General features: G+C 60.4%; 14 protein-coding genes. 6 read left to right on the top strand and 8 right to left on the bottom strand.

Features of this window, described 5'->3' with window-relative positions:
* Positions 1-118 precede the first annotated feature (118 nt).
* A complete protein-coding gene (locus BLU39_RS27185; protein WP_139178506.1) occupies positions 119-1,984 on the top strand; it encodes a LodA/GoxA family CTQ-dependent oxidase in 1,866 nt (621 codons plus the stop codon).
* Positions 1,981-3,081, top strand: coding sequence for a tryptophan 7-halogenase (locus BLU39_RS27180; RefSeq protein WP_092719341.1), 1,101 nt, complete (start codon positions 1,981-1,983; stop codon positions 3,079-3,081). The genes BLU39_RS27185 and BLU39_RS27180 overlap by 4 nt, the downstream gene beginning before the upstream one ends.
* Positions 3,082-3,105: 24 nt before the next feature.
* Here BLU39_RS27180 and BLU39_RS27175 read toward each other — a convergent pair whose 3' ends face one another.
* Genes BLU39_RS27175 through BLU39_RS27165 form a run of 3 tightly spaced genes read right to left on the bottom strand, consistent with a single transcriptional unit; the run spans position 3,106 to position 4,816 of the window.
* Complete coding sequence (locus BLU39_RS27175; protein WP_232731366.1) at positions 3,106-3,717, bottom strand: DUF799 domain-containing protein; 612 nt, start codon at positions 3,715-3,717, stop codon at positions 3,106-3,108.
* A 47-nt stretch (positions 3,718-3,764) separates the two neighbouring features.
* Positions 3,765-4,124 carry a DUF4810 domain-containing protein gene (locus BLU39_RS27170; protein WP_198511281.1) on the bottom strand — a complete coding sequence of 120 codons (360 nt, stop codon included), beginning with the start codon at positions 4,122-4,124 and terminating at the stop codon, positions 3,765-3,767.
* Positions 4,125-4,141: 17 nt separating this feature from the next.
* A complete protein-coding gene (locus BLU39_RS27165) occupies positions 4,142-4,816 on the bottom strand; it encodes a CsgG/HfaB family protein (protein ID WP_046684981.1) in 675 nt (224 codons plus the stop codon).
* A 264-nt stretch (positions 4,817-5,080) separates the two neighbouring features.
* Here BLU39_RS27165 and BLU39_RS27160 point away from each other — a divergent pair, with 264 nt between their 5' ends.
* Positions 5,081-6,280, top strand: coding sequence for a YbfB/YjiJ family MFS transporter (locus BLU39_RS27160; RefSeq protein ID WP_092719335.1), 1,200 nt, complete (start codon positions 5,081-5,083; stop codon positions 6,278-6,280).
* A 22-nt stretch (positions 6,281-6,302) separates the two neighbouring features.
* On the opposite strand, the gene BLU39_RS27155 is transcribed toward BLU39_RS27160, so the two are convergent.
* Positions 6,303-6,671, bottom strand: a complete 369-nt coding sequence (locus tag BLU39_RS27155; protein WP_092719330.1) for a cupin domain-containing protein — start codon at positions 6,669-6,671, stop codon at positions 6,303-6,305.
* A 218-nt stretch (positions 6,672-6,889) separates the two neighbouring features.
* Between BLU39_RS27155 and BLU39_RS27150 the strand changes: the two genes are divergently transcribed.
* Positions 6,890-7,423: an ankyrin repeat domain-containing protein gene (locus tag BLU39_RS27150; protein WP_092719328.1), complete on the top strand. Its 534-nt coding sequence runs from the start codon at positions 6,890-6,892 to the stop codon at positions 7,421-7,423.
* Positions 7,424-7,710: 287 nt separating this feature from the next.
* Here BLU39_RS27150 and BLU39_RS28440 read toward each other — a convergent pair whose 3' ends face one another.
* Complete coding sequence (locus tag BLU39_RS28440) at positions 7,711-8,094, bottom strand: hypothetical protein (RefSeq protein WP_139178504.1); 384 nt, start codon at positions 8,092-8,094, stop codon at positions 7,711-7,713.
* Between the two features lie 197 nt (positions 8,095-8,291).
* On the bottom strand, positions 8,292-10,100 hold the full coding sequence (locus tag BLU39_RS27140) for an ArnT family glycosyltransferase (RefSeq protein WP_092719321.1): 1,809 nt from the start codon (positions 10,098-10,100) through the stop codon (positions 8,292-8,294).
* A gap of 178 nt (positions 10,101-10,278) precedes the next feature.
* Between BLU39_RS27140 and BLU39_RS27135 the strand changes: the two genes are divergently transcribed.
* Positions 10,279-11,214 carry a glycosyltransferase family 2 protein gene (locus BLU39_RS27135; RefSeq protein ID WP_092719318.1) on the top strand — a complete coding sequence of 312 codons (936 nt, stop codon included), beginning with the start codon at positions 10,279-10,281 and terminating at the stop codon, positions 11,212-11,214.
* On the top strand, positions 11,211-11,603 hold the full coding sequence (locus BLU39_RS27130; protein WP_092719315.1) for a GtrA family protein: 393 nt from the start codon (positions 11,211-11,213) through the stop codon (positions 11,601-11,603). Before BLU39_RS27135 ends, BLU39_RS27130 begins: the two co-directional genes overlap by 4 nt.
* 694 nt (positions 11,604-12,297) lie before the next feature.
* Here BLU39_RS27130 and BLU39_RS29275 read toward each other — a convergent pair.
* Positions 12,298-12,510, bottom strand: coding sequence for an immunity protein Tsi6 family protein (locus tag BLU39_RS29275; protein ID WP_092719313.1), 213 nt, complete (start codon positions 12,508-12,510; stop codon positions 12,298-12,300).
* 41 nt (positions 12,511-12,551) lie between these two features.
* Positions 12,552-22,322, bottom strand: coding sequence for a hemagglutinin repeat-containing protein (locus tag BLU39_RS27120; protein ID WP_217635118.1), 9,771 nt, complete (start codon positions 22,320-22,322; stop codon positions 12,552-12,554).
* Between the last annotated feature and the right edge of the window lie 192 nt (positions 22,323-22,514).

Genomic DNA, 22,514 nt, shown 5'->3' with positions numbered 1-22,514 from the left:
CGACAGCATGTGTCCGTCGCGACGCGCACGAATTCACGATGCGGTGACTATGTGCGCATTTGGCGCATTTTTTATGCGGTATATTTTCCTTCCCTTCATGCATCTGGAAAGGCGCGCCATGTCCAGTTCCTCCCAAGATACCGTCATCGTCAAGGCGGCGATCTATCCGCCCATCGGCATTGCCCGCGTGGGCAACAGCCCCCACGAATACTTTCTGGGACCGGAGGTGCCGGAACCGGCGGCGCGGCCTGCCGGCTACTACCGCGATGCGTCCGGGGCCATCAAGCGCCAGGCGGCGATCTTTCGCCTCTATGGCCTGAATGCGGCCGGCGTGGCAGTGGCCGAATTGAACGCCAGCAATGCCGACATCGAATGGTCCGTCACCCTGGCCAACACCAAGGCGGCGTGGTACCAGTTCCAGATCGCGCTCGATATTCCCGAGGCGCACGTCACCCAGCCCTCGTTCCTGCGCAACATGGCCGTCACCGACCGCGCGCAATTGTCGATCACGCCGGGCGAGCGCAAGATCAACGGCAAGGAACAGCCGGCCGTGACCTTCGACAGCGGCAGCTTCCTGGGCACGCCCGTCTACCTGGGCGAATTGCGCACGGACGCCATGGGGCGGCTGATCGTGCTGGGCGGCCATGGCAAGTCGGCCTCGTGGAATGGCGCGCGCGCCATCACGTTTGCCAACAACGAAGGCTGGTACGACGACACGGCCGACGGCCCCGTCTGCGCCACCGTGCGCTACCAGGGCCAAGCCCTGCCCGTCGACATGGCCTGGGTGGTCGTCGCGCCGCCCGACTACGCGCCGCAGCAAAAATCCGTGCGCACCATGTGGGACTTGATGCGCGACTTGTTTGTTTCCGAAGGAAAAATTGCCGCGCCTGCCATTCCCTCGTTCCAGGACGATATCCGCCCCATTTTCGAGCGCCTGTCCAACCTGCAATGGGTCAATGCGGGCTTCGCGGCCGCCTTCGGCTGGGACGGCAGCACGCCGTTCAGCCGCGACGAGTGGATGGCGCGCCTGTCCAGCCCGTCGGCAAGCCGCAGGGAGTGGCGCAACGTCATCTATAACCAGTTCCGTCAGTTCGAGCGCGACGCCTGGGCGCCATCGCCGTGGCCGTGGCTGTATGGCGACGCGATGGCCATCCCGCCGGCAGACACGCCGCGCCAGAACTGCGCGCTGAGCAATCTGCAATTGTGCTTCCTCAAGCAATGGGCGGACGGCAAGTTCACGGACGACTACGCACCCGGCAAGGTGCCGCCGCAAAGCCTGGCCGACGTGGACGTGGCGCAGCAACCGGACACCCTGCTGCGCGCGGCCATGGAATTCTGCCTGGCCGATGCCTTCCACCCCGGCTGCGAAATGACCTGGCCCATGCGCCAGGCCAGCATGTACAGCGCGCCGTTCCGCCTGGCGCACCGGCCGCCGGGCTGGGTGGAGCCCGACTACGGCGCCGTCCTGACGCCGGACAATATCGGCAGCCCCTGCTCGGCGCAGATCGCCGGCGGCGTGACGCGCTGGATGGCCGTGCCATGGCAGACGGACACGGCCAGCTGCCGCTCCGGCTACCAGTCCGACTACGATCCCTACGTGCCCACGTTCTGGCCCGCGCGCGTGCCCAACCAGGTGATGAGCAAGCTGGCCTACGACGCGGTGATGAACCGCGAAGTGCCCATCGATGACCGCCTGGCCGCCTTTGCCCGGCGCGCCGCGTGGATACGCCCGCTGGGCAACATCAGCTATGAAGAGCAGATCAACAACATGATCGCCGACCTGGCGCAGGTGGGCGTGGTCGAGGTGCGCCCCGGCCCCACGGACGTGGCCGGCTTCCCCGCCTTCCTGCAGGTGGAAAACCTGCCGCCGCCGGTAGCCAGCAAGCACCAGCTGCGTGCGGCGGCGGCCATACCGGACGAGTTCGTCGACGTCGACCTGGAAGGCACGGAAAAAGCGCGCCATCTGCAGCGGCACCGCTTGTGACCGTGCTGCAGGCCGACGTGCTCATCGTCGGCGCCGGTCCGGCCGGCGCCACGGCCGCGCTGAACCTGGCGGGGCGGCACCGGGTCTTGCTGGTCGACCGGCTGGACGCGCCGCAGGCGCGCATCGGCGAATCGCTGCCGCCGGCCGCCGCGCGCCTGCTGAAGGACATGGGCTTGCTCGACGCCTTCCTGCGCCAGGGCCATGCGCCCTACCACGGCAACCGTGCGTGGTGGAACGGTGCCTGGACGCAACACCACTTCCTCAGCGATCCCGATGGCCACGGCTGGCACTTGGCGCGCGGCACCTTCGACCGGTGGCTGCGCGACGAAGCGCGCCGGCGCGGCGCCGCCCTGCTGACCTCGGCCACAGTCGCGGGCATCGCGCAGGAAGATGGCGGCTGGAGAGTACGGCTGCGGACGCAGCATGGCCCCTGCGACGCGGCCGCGCGCATCGTCATCGACGCCACGGGACGCAGCGCCCGGCTGGCCCGCGGAATCGGGGCACGGCGCCAGCGCGGCGACCGGCTGGTCTCGGTATGGCAATACGGGCATGACCGCACGCCCTCCGCGCGGGGCTTAGCCCACATCGAAGCTTGCGAAGACGGCTGGTGGTACAGCGCGCCCCTGCCCGGCCAGCGCCGCGTGCTGGCCCTGCATACGGATGGGGACTTGCTCGCCAGCGGCGCCTTGCGCGACGCTGGCTGGCTGGAAGCGGCGGCGCGCCTGCTCCCCGCCACGGGGGAATTGCTGGAGCGGCAAGGCTATGCGGCCGATACACAAGCCATGGCCACGCCCGCCCATACGGCCAGCCTGGACGCCGGTGCGGGCCCAGGCTGGTTCGCCGTCGGCGACGCGGCCCTGAGCTTCGATCCACTGTCGTCGCAAGGCATCTTCAACGCCCTGTACACGGGCCTGGCCGCGGCCGAGGCAGCCGACCGCACGCTGCAGGGAGAGCTGCAAGCCTGTCAACACTACAATGGGGAATTGGCGGCCATCGGCGCCGCATACGAGCGCCACCTGGCCTACTGCTACGGCCAGGAAACGCGCTGGCCGTCGGCGCCGTTCTGGAGCCGGCGCCGGCCAGGCGACAGGCCCTGAACAGTGCAGGGCCTGGTATTACAGTTACTGCGCCAGGTAGCGTTCCGAACGGGGACCATACAGCAGGCCGTTCGGCACGCCAGCCGACAGCAGCCGCGCATTCGCCGTGCCAGCCAGCGGATGGCTGGCATCGGTGCTGGTATTGATGATCTGCTTGACGGCCGCCGTCACCAGGGCGCCGATCAGGCCGCCGCCGCTGTTGTTGTTGCCTTCATTGCTCGATGCGCTGGCCGCGCCCTGCCACAGCAAGGTACCCGTCTTCAGGTCGACCAGCTTGGCATCGACCGACACCACCGTCACGCTGTCGATCACGGCGTACGTCGTGCCGTACTTCGAGATCGTCACGTACAGGCCCGCATCGGCGCCAAAGATCTCGTTGAGCTTCTTGGCATCGACGCCGTGGATATCGGCGGCGTTCGTCAAGCCGTTCTGCTTGAAGGTTTCACCGACCACGGCCACCGGCAGCACGTAGTAACCCGCTTCGGCCAGCGGATACGTTACTTGCGCGTAGACGCTGTTGCCGGCATTGACTTCCGGCGAATTGTTCAACGGCGGCAAGACCACGATCGAGCGGGGCTTGGCTGCCTTGAAGGCGGTGTAATCGTATGCCGCCTGCTTGGTGGCGCAACCGACCATGAAGATGGCGGGACCCAGGCACAGGGCCATTTTCAACATGCGCGACATCATAATTTCTCGCCTTTCTTCAATTTACCCAACAGGAAGTCCATGTACGGCGTCGATTCCGGGAAGAGTTTCTTCTCGTCTTCGAATTGCGCGGCAACCTGCTCCGGCTTGCCCGCGATCGAGTACAGCATGCCCAGGTGGGCATGGAAGCCCGGCGGCGCATGATTGCCTTTCGCGGCGATCATTTGCAGGTCTTTTTCCATGGCGGCCATCTGCTGCTCGGGGCTTTCACCCTTCAGGTACTCATACACTTGCGGCTGGTAGCCTTCCCACTGGTACAGGGTCTTCGATTGCGTGGCGCAACCGGTCAGGGCGGCACAGGCGAGCATGGCCAGCAGGGCCGCGCCCTTGTTCATCATTGTTTTCATGGGATACCTTATTGTTTGCGCAATGCGCCCGCTTCGACGCCAGCCACCAGGCGCTCGACCGCTTCGCGCATGGCCAGGTCCAGGACTTTGCCGTTGAGGGTGGCGTCATAGCTGGCGGTGCCGCCAAAACCCAGCACTTCACGGTTCGACAGGCTGTATTCGCCGGCGCCGCCGGCCGAGAACACGACTTCGGACGTGGCGATATTGACGACGTTCAAGGTGACCTTGGCATACGCCACTTGCGTCTTGCCGCGGCCCATGATGCCGAACAATTGCTTGTCGCCCACTTCCTTGCGGCCGAATTCGGTCACGTCGCCCGTGACGACAAAGTCCGCGCCCTTGATGTTCTGGCCTTGCTTCTTGAAGTCGGCTTCCTGCTTGAGCTCGGCCATGTTGTCGCGGTCGAGGACGTTGAAACGGTTGGACGTCTGCAGGTGCGCAATCAAAATCGTTTTCGACTGGCTGCCCAGGCGGTCGACGCCATCGGAAAAGATGCCGCGCATGAAGTTGGAGCGGTTGTCGAACTTGCCGACAGCGATCAGGGTGCGGGGACCGACGTAAGGACGGGCCGCGCTGGCGACTGTGGGAACAGCCAGGGCTTGGGACGATTCGGAAGCGCAGCCAGCCAACGCCGCGCCAATCAGCGCTGCGATCAACAACGCGCCAGGTTTATTCTTGTTCATAGTGCCCTTTAGATATGGAGGATCAGGAATAAGCCGCAAAATTGAATTTTGGCAAGTTAATTTCCTGATTGCAATTATATGAGATTGCAAGTCTCACAATTCTCTCCAAAAGTAACGATGGCGAAGATTGCATTGTTGTCCGCCACATACAGACGCGACCCTGCTTGACTTCCCCGTTCCGATTCATTAACTTAGCAGTAAAAAAGCGTGTCGTCCGCGCCACTTCCACCGCACGCTATCCCCTACCTGGATGGGTCTCAGGCCATGCCGATACACGATCATTCCCCGTCCCATCCGCTGGCCACGGCGCTGGCCCTGTCGCTGGGCGCCGCCGTCGCCCTGGGCCTGTCGCGCTTTTCCTATGGCTTGCTGCTGCCGCCCATGCGTGCCGACCTGGGCTGGTCCTACCTGCTGGCCGGGGCCATGAACACATTCAATGCGCTCGGCTATTTTCTAGGCGCCCTGGCCACACCGGCGCTGATGCGCCGCCTGGGCGTGTGGCGCTTGCTCATCATCGGTTCCGTGCTGGCCAGCATCTTCATGCTGATGTCGGGCCTCGTCAGCGACACGGCCACCCTGTTCCTGCAGCGCGTATGCGCGGGCGTCGCCAGCGCCTTCATTTTCATCGCCGGCGGCGTGCTGGCGGCGCGGCTCGGTTCCATGCACAGCCAGCGCGCCGGCTTCTACATCGGCCTGTATTACGGCGGCACGGGCTTCGGCATCGCGCTGTCGGCCCTGCTGGTGCCGGCCGCATTGGCCGCCGCGCAAGACCATGGCGCCGCGCACGCCTGGCAATGGCCGTGGCTGGCACTGGGACTCGCCTGCCTGCTCGCCACCGCCATCATGGCACTGCCGGCCAAGGCGATCGGCGAAGCGCCGCGCGCCCTCGACACGCCGCGGCGCTTCGCCTGGCGCGACTTTGCCCCCAGCCTGGCCGGCTACTTCATGTTTGGCGTCGGCTACATCGGCTACATGACCTTCGTCATCGCTCTGCTCAAGCAGCAAGGGATGAGCGCCACCCTGATCACCGTGTTCTACACCTTGTTGGGGTTGGCGGTGGTGGCGTCGTCGCGCATCTGGGCGCACATGCTGGACCGCTACAAGGGCGGCGAATCGCTGGCGATCCTGAACGGCGTGCTGGGCGCGGTCACCATCCTGCCCGCGCTGACGAGCTTTGCGCCCGTCGTGTTCCTTTCAGGACTCGTGTTCGGCGCCGTGTTCCTGTCGGTGGTGGCGTCGACCACGGCCCTCGTGCGGCATAACCTGCCGCAACAATCCTGGACGGCCGGCATCAGCGCCTACACGACGGTATTCGCGCTGGGCCAGATCGCCGGCCCCATCGCGGTCGGCTGGATCGCCGACGGCCCCGCCGGACTGGAGCGGGGCTTGATCGCGTCGGCCATCGCCCTGTTCATCGGCGCCGCATTGGCTTCGCGGCAGAAGGCGCTGGCGGCGGGCGTGTGAACGGCGTCTTCAGTTGCCGCCCTTATTGCGGTTTGGCATACCTTGCGACGCCAGTGACATCAAACAGGACACAACGCTGGTTGCCAACCACCCAGGCATCGTGCCCCGGCGGCATATAGAAGACGTCACCCGGTCCATATTCCATTTCAGCGCCATCATTCATCCGTACCACCATCCGCCCCTCGAGAACCATGCCGGTATGCGCTGCCTGGCACGAATCGGTTCCCACAATCGGTTTGACATGCAGGCTCCAGCGCCAGCCAGGCTCAAATTCACCGCGCCCCATCGTCTGTTCGCCCAGCGTAAAGACAGCCATCCGGCCGGCGCCATCCTTGAATGGGCGCACTTCATCCGGCTTGTCGATGGATTTCTTTTCTAAGATCGCACTCATGACTCGTCCCCCCTTTTGATTTTCTGGAAGTATTCAATTTCCGAATCGGAATAACTGACATGATATAAAAATCACATCATTTTCCAATATAGTTTAATAAAGGAAATTTACAAGCAGAGCACCCGCCGCATTTGTCTCTCACGAGGAGCGGGACTCGTACAATTGACACTTCCCGGCCAATACCGCAATATCCATTTAACCTTCGCAGAAAGAACACGATGAACACCGACGCACGAAAACTCCCGCCAGCGATGGATGCCGAAACCCTGGAATTCATCCAGGGCCTGTTTGCCCTCGTGCGCGAAGGCGACACGCAGCAGCTGGGCGCCATGCTTGCCCAGGGCGTGCCGGTCAATTTCCGCAACGAAAAGGGCGACAGCCTGATCATGCTGGCCAGCTACCATGGCCACGTAGAAACATCGCGCCTGCTGCTCGAAGCGGGCGCCGACGCCAACGTCCCCAACGACCAGGGCCAGACGCCGCTGGCCGGCGTAGCCTACAAGGGTTACCAGGACATCGCCGAACTGCTGCTCCAGCACGGCGCGCATGTGGAAGGCGCCAGCCCGGATGGCAAGACCCCCTTGATGATGGCCGCCATGTTCAACCGCCTCGCCATCCTCGACCTGCTGCTGCAACACGGCGCCCGCATCGATGCCGTGGACAGCCGCGGCATGAACGCCGTCAAGCTGGCCACGAGCATGAATGCGCAGGAGACCCTGGCTCGGCTGGTCAGCCTGGGGCAGATGGCTTAGGCTTCGTGCCCAGGCTGGCAACCCGGCATTATTGCCGTTGCATGGCCGTGATCGGACTTGCAGCGTGGCGGTGCATGCCGCTACACTGCGGCGCAAGGAGCAGCATGCAATGTCCCCCTATAAACTGCTCATACGCGCAACGCTTTCCCTGAACATATTGTCCTCATATTCCAATTGCATGGGAAATATTCCAGTTGCAACCGTGACCGTGAAATCGCAGCTCGTCCACGCGGGTTGATTCTGGCTGACCATCAATCGCCGATTCGAGCTCAGCAATTCATGCATCTTCATCTCCTCATCCCTGGTGAAAATTGACCTTCCTTGACACCATGGTGTGAATACGACTCCTGCTGACCGACATCACCTTCCGGCGACAGCGCCGCGATCAGCAAAATGGTCTTGACCTGGCTTGGCCAGGATAGGCCTGGCGCGATATTGTCCATGCAAGAAGCAGGCGTGCAGCGCGCCCAAGTCTTCATCGCAGAGCGTGGCATCTCCAATGAATTCGGACAACCTCCGGATACCGACCACGGTGGCCGGCTGCGCCCGTCGACCATGAATTCCCTGGCCGTGCGGCTATGCGAACGTGCCGTCAGCCATGCCGTGAAAACGATGTACGGCGCCACCATTACCACGATGATGGCCATATCCACGTGTACGAGCGTACTCATGCCGCAATTACTGGGCCACACCGCAGGCATAGTCCCCGTCGCTTCCGGCACCTAGGCCGGGGCCCACGCGGTCAGCTGGAATGCCACATTGCCTGGCCCTGCGCCCGCCTGTTAGTCCCCTGCCCTGCCTTGCCTGTCGCTTGCCCCGCAAGGAAAAAAACTTGAAAAATCAGGCGCCAAGATAAAGCATTGCAGACCTATAAAATTCGGTACAGCGCCACCGGCCCGTCCTGATACACCAGCGCAAACGACTGGTCGAAGCCCGCCTGAGTGGTAATACCCGGCCAGCGCGTGGCATGCACCAGCATGCTATCGTTGCCGCGTTCGCGCAAGGCTGCCGCCAAGGCCGCCGGCGTCAGCGTGGCGAAATCGCGGTAACGGCCCGGTCCGAAATGGTCGCCCGACGTCTGCAACGGCGCGTAGTACAGCGCATCTTCCAGGCCAAACTGGTAGGTTTGCCGCATCGGATGCTGGCGCAAATACGCCAGCACAGGGTAGCCGGTGATCTTGCGTTCCAGGATCGCTTCGCGCGCCGCCATGGTCGGTGCGATCAGGGCCCAGTTGCCCGCCCATTTGTTGGCGACATTCGGCAGCAACGCCAGCAGCGTCAACACCGCCAGGGTCGCAGCCGCGCGACGCTGAATATTAGCGATGCGCACAGGCGCCGGCGATCTTGCCAACCCGCCGATCTTTTCAAGTCCGGCCATGAACAGCCAGCGCCACACAGCCGCCGCAAGCAATGCAAGGATGGGAAAATACGGCATCAGATAACGCGCATAGTGCGATGTCAGATACCAGACCACCATCGCATACGCGCTCAGCATCATTGCCGCGCGCGCCACAGGCAATTGTCGCAGGCCGGGAACCAAGGGTGCTAGCAAGGCTGGCCAGAGCACGAAGTGCGGCCAGTCCGCATGCATTTTGAGGTCGATGAATTGTCCGGCATAATCCCCCGGATTCCAGTCCGTGAAGCCGAACAGTTTGCCGCCGACAGGCGCAAACGGATCGCCCGTCATCAGATAATTGCGAACGTACCAGTAAATGCAGGGTAGCAGCAGGCTGAAGCTGGCCACAAGCCAGGCACCGGGTTTGCGGGTTCGCAGCAACAAGGCCACGGCCAGCGGCAGCAGCACCGTCAGCGACTGGTATTTGGCGCCCACTGCAACGCCGAACAGAAATGCCGCGCTGGCCAGCCAGCCAAGTTGCCGCGGCTGTTCCATCCAGCGCACAAAACCCAGGCAGCCGGCAAACATGAAGGCTGTCACGCCGAGGTCGATCATCGCGCTGTCATAGTCCCAGCGCGTCAACACCAGGAAAATGATGGTTGCCAGGCAAGCCAGTCCGGCACCGCCATGACGCTTGCCGGTCTGATACACCAGGAAGGTGGCCAGCCAGCCCATCAGCGCGTTGAGCATGTGTGGCATCACATCGTCCTGCATCAGCATGCCGCCGGCAAACAGCACATCGATATTGTAGGGAAACAATGGATAGCGCAGCCACGCGTTGACCGTGAGTTTGCCATGGAGTACCCACTGCTGGGCATGCGGCAAGTGATACATCACTTCGTCCCACGCCAGTGGCGGGCACAGGGGGGCGAGCAGCGTGGGTAACAGCAGCAATGCGATGATCAGTCCGGCGCCACGCAAGGGCCAGCTGGCGGCGCGCCAGCGCTTGCCCCACGACGGCCAGGCCAATGGGCCTAGCGCGCGTAGCTGCACGGCACCCATCAGCGCGCCAGCCACTACGATGCCGAGCACTGGCGCGTGACGGAATTGACCCGCAATTGCCAGCCATTGCAGGAAGCAAATCGACATGCCGATGCCGACCATGGCGCTGTACGCGTGCAGGAAGGGGCCATCGGAAACGGTTGATTCGGATGCCGGTATCGACGGCAATGGCGGTCGCGTGAAACGCCGCAGCAGGAAATGGCCATAACCCCAGCTTGAGAACAGGAAGGCCAGCAGCGTCAGGTAATGCAGGGCGGCATAGCCGAATTTATCCATCATGAATTTGCCACAACAAGATGGGTCATCGTATGCTCACCAGTACACTAAAATTATCAACTATAATTATTGATGATGCGTATCATCGCGTCAAGCGCGGTGCATGATGCCCCCTTCACACTGGCAGGCCTTCCTCGGTACGCTTTCGCCCCATGACTACCCCCCCCACAGGAACAACTTAATGATCCAACAGCAGCAAATTGCAGTCCTCATTCCCTGTTACAACGAAGAAGTCGCCATCGGCGCCGTAGTCCGTGATTTCGTGGAGGCCCTCCCTGGCGCCACCGTGTATGTGTTCGACAATAACTCCAGCGACCGCACCAGTGAAATTGCCAGGGAAAATGGCGCGGTGGTGTATAACGTGCCGCTGCAAGGCAAGGGCAACGTGGTGCGGCGCATGTTTGCCGACATCGAAGCAGATGCCTACGTGCTGGTCGACGGCGACGACACCTACGCGGCCGCGAGCGCACCGGCAATGCTGCACAGCCTGTTCGCCAATCAACTCGACATGGTGGTGGCGCGTCGCATCACCGAAGAAGTCGCGGCGTACCGGGCCGGACACCGGCTCGGCAACTGGCTGCTGACCGAGTGCGTGGCGCGCCTGTTTGGTCGTTCCTTCAGCGACATCCTGTCCGGCTACCGCGTGTTTTCACGACGCTACGTGAAGTCCTTCCCCGCCCTCGCCAACGGTTTTGAAATCGAGACCGAACTGACGGTGCACGCGCTTGAACTGCGCATGTCGGTAGATGAAATTGCATCTGCGTACAAATCGCGTCCCGTTGGCTCGCATAGCAAATTAAACACCTATCGCGACGGCGTGCGCATCCTGCTGATGATAGTCAAGCTGTTCCGGCTGGAGCGTCCACTCGCATTCTTTGGCGCCATCGCCGCGCTGTTGGCAGTATTGGCGGCCTTGCTGGCCATACCCTTGTTCATCACCTACGCGGAAACGGGCCTGGTGCCGCGCTTCCCGACCGCCGTGCTGGTAACGGGCATGGGCATCACGGCAGCGCTGTCGGCTGCCTGTGGACTCATACTCGACACCGTCACTCGTGGCCGCCAGGAAATCAAACGTCTGATCTACCTGCAAATCGCCCCGCCACAACGCCCGAGATGAGCCAATTTGTCCGCTTTTGCCTGGTCGGTGCGTTGGGCTTCCTCATCGATGCGGGCGTGCTGCAAGTATTGCTGCGGACGGTAGCCACGAACCCGTACAAGGCGCGCATTTTCTCGTTCCTGGCGGCAGCCAGTTTCACCTGGTTTTGCAACCGGCACTACACCTTCCGCACCGCCAACCGGGCCAGCCGCGCCGAATGGCTGCGTTACATTGGCCTGATGGCGCTGGGCGCCCTGGTCAACTACGCGGTATATGCCCTGTGCATCGTCACCATGGCGTACGCACGGGCGCAGCCATGGACCGCGGTGGCGGCGGGTTCCGTGGCCGCCCTGGGAGTTAATTTCACGCTGTCTCGTTTGCTGTACCGGCCAAAATCGTCCGGCAACTGATACAGACGGGACGAGACTGCCCGAAACTACCCGATGCCACTTTGCCGCAGGACATGGCGGACAAAAACCCTTAAAAGTCAGTGGCTTGGCTGTTTCATTGACCCGGCGTTACCTTACGCTGCCGGGTTAAAAATTATTCCCACTCGATGGTCAATGAGGTGGGTAAACGTTTGATTTTTCCGCGCTTTTCAAACCATTCAGTTGCCGATACCCTCAAAAATACCCTCACCAGAAAAATCCGTCATTGCCGGTTTGTCACGCCAAGGATTAATGGAACCAGTCTGCGCACTCACACTCGTCACCAATTTCTTCTGTGCAATGAAGTCTTGTGTCGGCACATCAGCAATCGTAGCGTTCCGAGAACTTCAAAAATACGCCGAGGCCGCAACGCAGAGCAGTGACACCGTCATTAGCGCAATACCAAATCCGTAACTGTGATAGAGACGAGGCGATGGCACGCGCTTATCTGTCTACCGCTTTTACCATGTCTTATATCGCGGTCGCTTTTCACGTCTCGAGCCGGACAGTCAATCGGGCCTTATCGGCATTTAATAAAGCGCAACTTGCTGCAGATCGAGACGCCCAAGCCTGAGATCTTGTACGAATAGCGAACCTGACCCCGCCCCCTTTGTTACTAGGCAAAAGAACCTGTCATTCAATACGGTATCTACCCCCGGCTCCTTGACATCTATAGTTACATCTGTCTTGCTTCACTCGCAATTTTGTAGAACGTCTCGGCTGCATCATCGTCTAATGGCTCGATTTCTCTTGCGGTAATGACCCCAATAGTAATCTCTTTGAGCCGGGACCTGTCGGTGACAGACCCGCTATCTATTCCAATGAGATACTCGATTTGTCGTGACACCGACAAAAGTGCAGTGCTACTTGGGTATTGGGCAAGTAACATACCGCATTTATGCCTGCCAAGCTTTAAAAGTTGCTGTCTGCTCATGGTTTTGGCACCTCTATAAAAACACCTTTATTCGGCACAAAGAATTGTATCCCGCCACCTTGCGTCATATACGGCTGACTTGGTACCGTCCACGTATCAAGGATATCAGCGGCCGTACTCCGTAATGCTGGAGCAGCAGTCGTTGGCGTGTAAAGCGTCGGCACACGTCCCGCGGGATTGATACCTATGGTCTCTGCTGGAGTACCAGGTGTCGCGAAATAATTACCCATTTTTCCGCCCATCGGATACTGCAGATAGTTTGTGCCCGGCATAAGTTCTGTAAGTGATACCGGTTTCATAAAGTCGATTCCCGCCAAGTGGCCTGCAGCTCGATCCGCGCTAAAGCCAGCATTTGCATAGAAATTATATGCGGTCTCATAGCGGCCTAACTGCTCAAATTGTGACGACGCTCGTGCTGCTTGGCTATCTGCGACATTGCTGAGTACCCGCGCGCGTATCGCTGCTGAGTCTGCAACGGATGCACTATTTACCCCATCCTTCGACAAGGCAGGTACAGTCTGTTCCCATGCATTGGTCAACGGATTCTGGCGCGCTATGACTTTTCCATCCGCGCCAATCAACTCCGCATTTCGTATAGGAATTGAGCTAGTGTCGATAGTTCGCTCTGCTACCTGAGCAGTATTGCGCGAAAAATCAATGGATTTCCCAAGTTTTTTTACCGCACCAACAATGCCACCAATGCCAACCGACAGTATAACAGTAGTGCCATTGGCGCCATGTTGAACATCGCTGCCTACGTAACCTGCTCTCTCAAATCCTCCAGCAAGGAGATCAGTCATTTCCCCTGTCACCTTGTCGATCATTTTTTCTACTACGGGAACCCGCTTGACACCAAAGATCACAGGTCCGGCCATGAAGTCCGCCCCTTCCAAGGCAAGTTTCGCGGCTGGCTTACTCTCAATAAAATTACCAAATTCTTCGACCACAGACCCGACATGCTGGGAACCTTTGTCGAGATATCGAGATAGCAAGAATGCGTCTGGCTTCGCACTGCTCGCATCTGATAAATTTTCATTCGAAACGTCCGAAGCAGGAACAGTGTGTACCTCTACATTAGGATTTTTAATGAAGCCTGCCCGCACATACGATTCATGGATATCCGCAATTTGTTCAGCTGTTGCCCCCCGTAAGCTCAAATAATTGTCTACTCGACGCAGTCTTTCAGCGGGCGAAATATCCTGCGATGAAGGGTCGTGCTGCAGATCAGTCACTTCCTTCAATACTTTATATTCGTCAGGTGAACTAAACGCATTGAGGCCTAGCTCAGCTCCTATATACCCGATTTGAGCCTGCTGCTCTAATGACAACGACTTGAAAGAATCCGGTAATTTTGGACGATTGAGTAAGCCAGAAGCACCGGTGCCAGCCGCATTTACTGCTGCGCCAGTCAAACCACCGCTCAGCGCACCAATCGCCGTGGAGGCCAGCAGCCGGGAAGTGCCCCCCTCAGCCCAATCGCTCTCAATCTTTGCTGCCTGGAGCAACATTTCTTTTCTTTTCGTCTCGTCAGGCTCACGAAACGCTGCATCCTTCAAACTAAATGCTTCCGCCAGCTTGCCCTTGGCGTAATCCTCCACCTCATTTGCCGCCGCAGCAGCAAATGCCGCAGTCACATCCATCGTTGCCTGCAGCTTGGCCTTATCGAAATTATTGCCGATCTTGCCGCTGCTATCCACTCCGGTCGTCACATCGCGGTTCACACCCGCGATGGATTCTTCCACCCCCTTGCCCGTCGCCGAGCGCTGGGCCGCGTCATCGGTGATGACGAGTGTGCCGCCGCTGATGCCGCTACGCGTGGTGCTGCTGGAATTTTCGCTAGTCCCCACGATAATTGGCAAACCTGCGGTTTTGGCATCCTTCTCACCGCCGACGTTGGTGAGGTTATCGTTTTTAGGCCCCGTACCTGCGAACGACATTCCACCCGACACCCCCACACTGCTGCCCTTCGAAATCGCATGATTGGCGATATCGCTGTGCGTCAGAGTCGCGGTGGCCAGGCTGCTGTCCAGCTTGCCCGCCTCCGTGGCGCTGATGACGGCGCCCTTCAAGTCCGTATTGCCGCCCACCGTGATCTGGAAGCCGCCATTGCCCGCCTTGATGCCGCTCTGCTCCTGCACGCTGGCGTAGTCGTTGTGCATGTTGCTCTGGCTATAGCTGGCACTGAAACTGGCGCCATAGCCGACCGTGCCGCTGGCGGAGAAACTCTGGCTCTTGCTGTCGAACTTGGCCGTGTCCTGCAGGCTTTCCAGGTTCAAATTGCCCTTGATGTCGGCAATGACCTGGTTGGCACTGGCCACGGCACCCTTGATGTTGGTGTCGCCACCGCTTGTGATAACCAGCTTGTCGCCAGCATTCACATGGGTGTTGAGCTGCGTCGTGCCATCGCCGTCCTCATGCCCCTTGCTGCCGCTGACGCTGGCAGTGAAGCCGAAGGACATGCCCTTGGTGCTGACGCTGGCCGCCACGCCAGCCGACGCGCTCATGCTCGAACTCTTGCTGTGCTGGCTTTCCGTATCCTGCGCCGCCAGCAAGTTGACATTGTTATCGGCATGCAGGCGGATATCGTTCTTCGCGTTCAGGTCGCTGCCCAGGATATTGATATTGCTATCCTTGCCGCCGCCCAAGGCCGTGATGTTGATATTGTTACCCGTCAGCACGCTGCCGCTATGCGTGGTGCTGGCCGTCGTTTGCGTCTGTATGCTTTCAGAATGGCCCGCCGTCAGGCTGATGCTGATGCTTGGCCCACCTTCCTTCATCATGTCCTTGGCCGCACCGTTCGCCGCCATCGCCGTGGTCGCCGCAGCCATTGCCGTGACACGGCCATCCTTGGCGGTGCTGGCTGCCTTGCTCATGGTTTGCAGGGTCTGGATGGCGCTGATCACGCTGCCGCCCAGGGCCAGGGTCAAGCCATCCTGCGTGGTCTTGACTTCAAACTTGCCCTTCTCATTGTCCTGCCCCGGCTTGATGGTGACGCTCTTGCCAATGATGTCGAGGTCCGTCGCGGCAAGAATATCGCTGCCGCCTATCGTCACGTTATTGCCGGCGACCATCGTCAGCGCGCCGCCCGTGGCGCCGATCGAACTGCGCGCCTCGCCGCTTTGCAGGGTGGCGTCGCGCTCCTGGTCTACGGTCGTGGTCTTGGTACCGTAGCTGAAGCCAATGCCGCCACTGCTCATGAAGCCGCTTTTCTTGGTGCTGGAATGATGCAGTTCGTACACGGTATTGGTCGCCGCGTCGATCGTGATGTTATTACCCGCGAACAATTTCGTCGCATCGTCGCTCAAGATGCTCGAACCCGTCACCTGCAGATCGCGTCCCGCCTGCACAGTCACGCTGCTGCCGCCAAGCGAGGTGCCGATCGCCGTGGTGGTATCGACCACGTCATGCTTGATGGTGGTGGTCTTGTTCCAGAATCCACTTTTCGTCGACTTGCTGGCGACATCGCTCACTTCGTTCTGCAAACCATTAACCAGGCTGATGTCATTGCCCGCCGCTAGTCCCAAGGTGCCGCCCGCCTGCACGTCCGCCGCGCGCGCCGTCAGGTCATTGCCCGCCTGCAAGTTGACATTGCCGGCACCCATGATCTGGCTGCCCACTTCGCTGGTCTTGCTCTGCTTGCTGTAATTGTCCTTATTGCGCACTTCGTTGTGCGTTGAGGCGACGGTGACCGTATTGAGGTTCAGGTTATTGCCTGCGATTAAAGCAGTCTGACCATTCACGCCGGCATTCGCGATGACGCCTGCCGTCACGGTAATATCGCGTCCCGCCTGGGCTATCAAGGTGTTGCCCTCGCCACTGCCGGTGACATACATACCAGCCACCTTGTCGACTACCGTGCTACTGTCGCTGATGGTGTTTCTGCCATCCATCCGTACATGAGAGTCGCTGACGGTCGTCGTCACCAGATTAATATCGCGGCCCGCGCTGGCCTGCAAGTGATTGGCGGCAGTGAAGGTGCTACCGTTATTGTTGATATCCCGGCCTGCAATCACCGCCAGGGCCGTACCCGCCTGCACGCTCGAGTAACGGGAATTGATGTCGCCCCCGACATTCATGCTCACGCTGCCGGCACCGGTAATCGTGCTGCCCGTTTCCTGGGAAGTGCCAGCCTTGCCCGCACTGTAGTCCCCACCCCAAACCAGATTGGCATTATCGCCAGTCGTCAGGGTTCCCAGGGCCAGGTTGCCGCCCGCCTTGATCACTGTAGCGCCGTTTTTGCCGCTGTTGTTAATCTCGCCGGCCAGCAGGGAGATGTCGCGGCCGGCCGAAGCAGCCAGCGTGCCACCTTCATCGCTCACGTACAGGCCCGCCACCCGACCAATGCCCGTGCCCGTCAGCGCGGCATCGCCTTGACGCCCGGTATTGGTATTGATCGTCGATGTGATGTTGATGTCACGGCCCGCAGTGACAATCAGTTCACTGTTGGCAGAAATAGCGCCACCGATATTGTTGAGATCGTTCCGGGCTGCGATGCCGACGGCATCGCCATCAATGCGCCCACCCATGTTTTGTACGTTCTCCGCCGTCAGGCGGACGATGTCGCGCCCCGCGATGGTACCGCTATTGGTCAGGTCTCCCTTCAGATTGATGTCAATGTCCTTGCCTGCCAGCAGCGCACCGCTTCCGTCTATGTCGCCTTCGCGCAAGCGCACATACACCTGCGGCACCAGCGCTTTTTGTGTCGAACCATCGGCCAAAGTGACATCCTGCTCCACCAGCCAGACGATATCGCTGGTCAAGGCCGCCATTTGCTCGGCAGTCAAGGCCACGCCAGGGCGCAAGTTCCATTGCTTGGCAAAGTTTGCACCCGCATCCATCAAGCCCTTGTATTGCTCTTCATCGCCGGTGTAGTCGCCGACGAAACGCTGGCCCGTCAACTGTGCAATCTGCTCGCGCACCAGGCGTTGCTCGTAAAATCCGTCGCCCAGGCGTTTCTGCGTCACGGACGGATCCAGTTGTACCTGTGCCAGCATGTAATCCGAGCCGGTCCATTCACGCTGATTGGTAAAACGTGGATCCGTTTCAACCAGGAAGCGCGCGCCAGGCGCAGGACTCAGTTTGAACAGGCTGGCGGTAGGCAATTGCATCGATGGCAGGGTCGTACGCACCACTTGCGCGCGGCCGGACGGGCTCGCCAATGCGACCTGGCCAACTGCCTGTACCCTGGTCCCGGCAGGGGTGTTCGCCCCGGATGCGGCGTTGACGGCTTCGCCTGCTGCCACGCCGACCACGGCACCGGCCAACGATCCGGCCGAATTTCCCGCCGCCGCAGCGCTGGCCGCTTCCGCCTTGGCACCGCTGGCTACGCTAATCGAGCCGGGCTGGCCCGCACTGCCCGTGCGGTCGCTGGCATGCGGTCCATTGACCGCAGCCACCGTTCCAGCAGCGCCGCTATGGACGGCACCGGCAAGTGCCGATGGGTCGGCCATGCCTGCCGCACCGCCATTCGCCGCGCCTGCGCTAATGCCAGCTACCGCCGCAACAGCACCACCGCGTCCCGCATCGCCTGCCCGATCGCTACGATTAACGGCTCCGGTGCCCGTAATTGCACCGGGCGCCTTGCCATTTGACACTGGTTCAAAATTCTTTGCATCTACCGCGCCCACCGTTCCGCCATTTGCAGAGCCAGCGGCAACGCCGGCGACCGCAGCAACAGAACCGCCGCTGCCCGCATTTCCCGCCCGGTCGCTATGATCAATGCCGGCCGCGCCCATGGTCGCACCTGGTGCCTTGCCATTTGCAGCGCGCTCCAACGCTTTTGCATCGACGCTGCCGTCTGCAGTAACAAGCGGGTTCGCATTGCCTGCCGTCGCGGCGCCGACAGCACTGACCGTGCCACCCTTGACGCTATCAGCAAGCTTGGCAGTGTTGTTGGCATCACGGCCTTGTGCAGCCGTGCTCACGTCCGATGCCCGCGACAGGCCGACGCTGCCATGCGCCGCGCCGCCCTGCACCGCAGCAACTGTCGTCCCCCCCGCCTTCGCTACATCGCCTGCCTGGCCGGCCGATCCTGCGCGATCGGTCGAATTGACCGCCCCCGCCCCCGTTGCAGCCGTCGCACCTTGTCCATTGACATTTTGCACCGTGGCCACGCCCGTGCCGCCTTGCGCTACGCCAGCCAGGCTGACACCCGCATTGGCCTTGCCTGCGCCGCTGGTACCTGACAGGCCGCCTATGCCAGCAACGGCATTCGGTCTCGTTCCAGTAGCGCTTACCGCCGTGTTGCCCTCGACGCGTCCGGCAGTAACTGGTGCCGCCTGACCTGCAGTTTCCCTTGTATAAAGTTCGCTACCAAGCAATTCAGGCACCGATTCCATTGGTATATCCATGCCGCCACCGATTTCGGTTGGAATGCGATATCGATCGGCGTAACCACTTTCAGTGACTTTGGAAACGCTTTCTGCGGATTTATTCACCAGCGCACCTGGCGTAATGCTCAGCAATCCGCCTGCGATGATATGGCTGTTTTCATTAAAAACAGTACCTGATGAAATAGTCAGACTCCCCCCGGCCACGATCTTTCCTGGATCAGAGGTCAATATAGTGCTGTTGGTGGTCGTACGCGTATATCCGTATTCGGTAAACTCGATGTAATCACCGCGCCACTTCTGACATCCTGGCCCCATGCAGTTAGGCAAAGGAATCGTGGTTCGGCGCCCTTCTTCACCCTTCACTTGGTACTCAACGATCTCTTCAACCGTATTCGCCCCCAATTGCAGGGTGAAATGCTTGTTCAGGTTATCAACACGCGCCACATCGAGCCGCATATTGCCCAGCGCCTCGATCTCCGCACTGGCGTTGGTCAACTGGACAGCTTGCCCTACCGCAAAGCGGCTGGCATCCAGCGCTCCGCCGATCGCCATATCGCCACCGCTGAAAATTAACGCATGTTCATTGTTGTTGATCGTCTGCGCGCCGATGTCCAGACGCGTACGGGCCGCGATGACGGCGGCCTGGCCCGCTTCCACATTGTTGTCGATGGCGCCTGCGGCAATGCTCAGGTGATCGCCATAAATGCGACCGGAACCGACGTTATTTAGGACCCCCGCATTGACTTCCGTATTGATGCCATCGATCAGGCCGCGATTGTTCAAGGTCCCGGAAGTACTCACCCGGGTTGTTGTGGCATGGATATCGCCAGCCATCGCGTTGTCGAGACTGCCGGCACGCAAGTCAAGCAAGCCGCCAGCCTGCAACACGCCCGCATTGCTGAGGTTTCCGCCAACCACAATGCTGGCGTTGCCGTTGGCTGTAATCTTGCCGCCATTCCCATGGCTGTAGTTCCCAGACAAATCCAGGGTCAAATCCTGTTGCGACAAAAGACTGCCATCGCCACTCAGGCTGGCAGCACGCACCTCAAGATTCTTACCGGCAATTGCGGTACCGCCACTATTGCTGAAGGACAGGCTGCGTGCGGGGCCAAGGTCACGGATGCTCAGCGCATTCCCCGCACTGATCAGTCCTTGATTGTTAATGACACCAGAGCTGAGTAGCGTCAGATTATTGTCGGCGCGCAAAGCGCCCTGACTGTTGATGACATTGGATGCGGTCAGCGCGAGGTTGATACCCTCGATGCCCTGGTTGCTCGTTTGCGTATTGCTATTGTCGATTGCGGCACCGCTCAGGGTGACGTTGCCGCCGCTGCGCATCAATCCTTGCTGATTTGCAATTGTTCCAGCCGTATTCAAGCCAAGATCGCCAAGCACCTGAATTTGTCCGCCTTGATTGTTCAAGCCGCCGATAGTCAGATTCAGGGTGGACTGGCCAACGATTGCACCATTGGCCGTGTTATCGATCTGCCCGGCATGGCCTGTGATGGCGCCGGCCGCGCCGATATAGCCACCGGCATTGTTTACATTGCCCACCGCAAGATTGACAGTACCGCCGCTGGTGATATTGCCGGCATTCGCATTGTTCAGCACCTGGCCATGGGTATCCACGGACAGCGAAGTGCCGGCCTGCATGCGGCCACCGGCATTCAGAATGGCGCCGGTCTGCAGATTGACGCTCTGCGTGCCCGCAATCGTTCCCAGGCGATTATTCAACTCCTGGCCATTACTATCGATAGCTACATTGCGCCCGGTAATGCTCGCGCCATCGCTGTTCGTCAAGCCGTGGTTATTCAGGATCACATCGCCACCAGCCTGGACTTTGCCGCTGGCGTTATGCATGAGCCCCGACAGCGTGGCCTGCACATTCCCGCCGACAGACGCGAGCGTGCCGCCAGCATTGTTCAGCGAGGCGCCCGTTACGATGACGTTGCCTGTGGCTGCCAACAGGCCGCCGGCATTCTCGATACCGTTCCCGACGCCCACCTCCAGAGTAGTGCCAGCCGTTACTTTACCTTGTTGATTTAAGAGCTCGCCGGCAGTAATGGAGACTTTTCCGCCAGCTGCGATCAAGCCCTTGTCCGCACTGTTCAGTTTGCGGTTGTCCAAGGTGCCCGTAATCGCAAGATCGAGCTGCGCAGTTCCAGCTGCCTGCAAGGTGCCGAGCCGGTTATCCAGGTCGCCAGCCTTGATCGCGATGTCTCCATTACTGGCGATGACGCCCTCGTTATTGTCGAGCCGTCCGCTGACCTTGATATCGCTGTGCACCGTGCCCAGCTGGGTGATGCTGCCTTTGGCATTATTGAGCGTTTGCGCCTCGATGCTGACTTGGCGGGCGACCAGACTTGCGCCGCCATGATTGAACGTGCCTGCATCGATTTTCACCGAGCCGTTGGACGTGATCCAGCCGCGGTCGCCGGTAAAGCTGCCGGCACCAATGGCAAAAATGCCGGAGGACGCATGCTCCATTTTTCCGTCGACGTTCAGCAGCGTTTTGGCAGTCAGACTGAAATTATTGGCATTGACGGCAATGCGCCCGCCCGTATTGTCCAGGATGCCTGTCACCGAACTCACACTGATGGCGCCATCGCCGGTGCCGGACTGGATGATGGTGCCCTTGCTGTTATCCAGGTTGGCCGCGTGTACCGACAATTGGCCGGCACTCGCCTCGCCCATGCGGTTAACCCAGCTCTGGCCATCCTGCGTGCCCGCATTGACTGTCAACGCACCCGATGCACTGACGACCGCGCTGCTGGTCGTTACGTTACCGGTATTGGCGGTGAGCGTGATATTGGCGGCGCTCGTCTTGCTGCCGCTGATATCCACCGAAGCACCGGCGAATATGGCATTGCCGGTCGCCAGATTCTGCCCCCCGGCGAGCAGCTCCTGGGTGGCGGTGATGTTCAAGTAGGCCGAATTGGACAGCGTGCCGTCCGCCTTAATACCCGCTCCCAACAGACTCGCCGCTCCCTGGCTACGGAAGCTGGCAGCGTGTAGATCCGTATTGCCCAGGGCCGCGATCACGCCTGAGTTTTCCACACTTCCACTGGCTTGCAGGACCTGGTTACCGGCCGCATACAAGCTGCCACTGTTGCTCAGGTTCACAACAGTCGATTTCAAGTCATGGCCGGCATACACGCTGCCGCCCTTGTTGCCAAAGTCAGTGGCTTGCAAGGTGACATCGCCGCCAACAGCCCGCAGATTGCCGCCTTGATTGTCGATGGAAGCTGCACTCAGCGACAAATCCTGTACTGCCGCGATGACACCATCTGTATTGACGAAAACTGAAGTAACATCGATGCTCGCGCCTTGATTGGCGCTGATCTGGCCGCCAGCATTGCCGAGCGTAGCAGCGTGAATGGCCAGCATCCCGTTGCTCGCAATCTCGCCCAAGCCATTGTTCAATGCCTGGCTCACCTTGACGTCTGTCTGTCCCAACCCGGTCTGGACAAGATGACCGCCACGGTTGTCCAGGCTGCCCGCCTGGATCGTCACCTGCTGCGCCACCAGGGTCGCGTCGCGGTGGTCGATGCTGCCGGCGTCGAGGCGCAGCGCGCCATTGCCGATGAGTTTGCCGCCTTGTCCGTTCAGGGTGCTGGCCGTGATGGC

It is taken from the genome of Janthinobacterium sp. OK676 (assembly GCF_900103595.1).
GTDB lineage: Bacteria > Pseudomonadota > Gammaproteobacteria > Burkholderiales > Burkholderiaceae_D > Janthinobacterium.
This window is presented reverse-complemented; position numbering and strand designations above follow the sequence as displayed.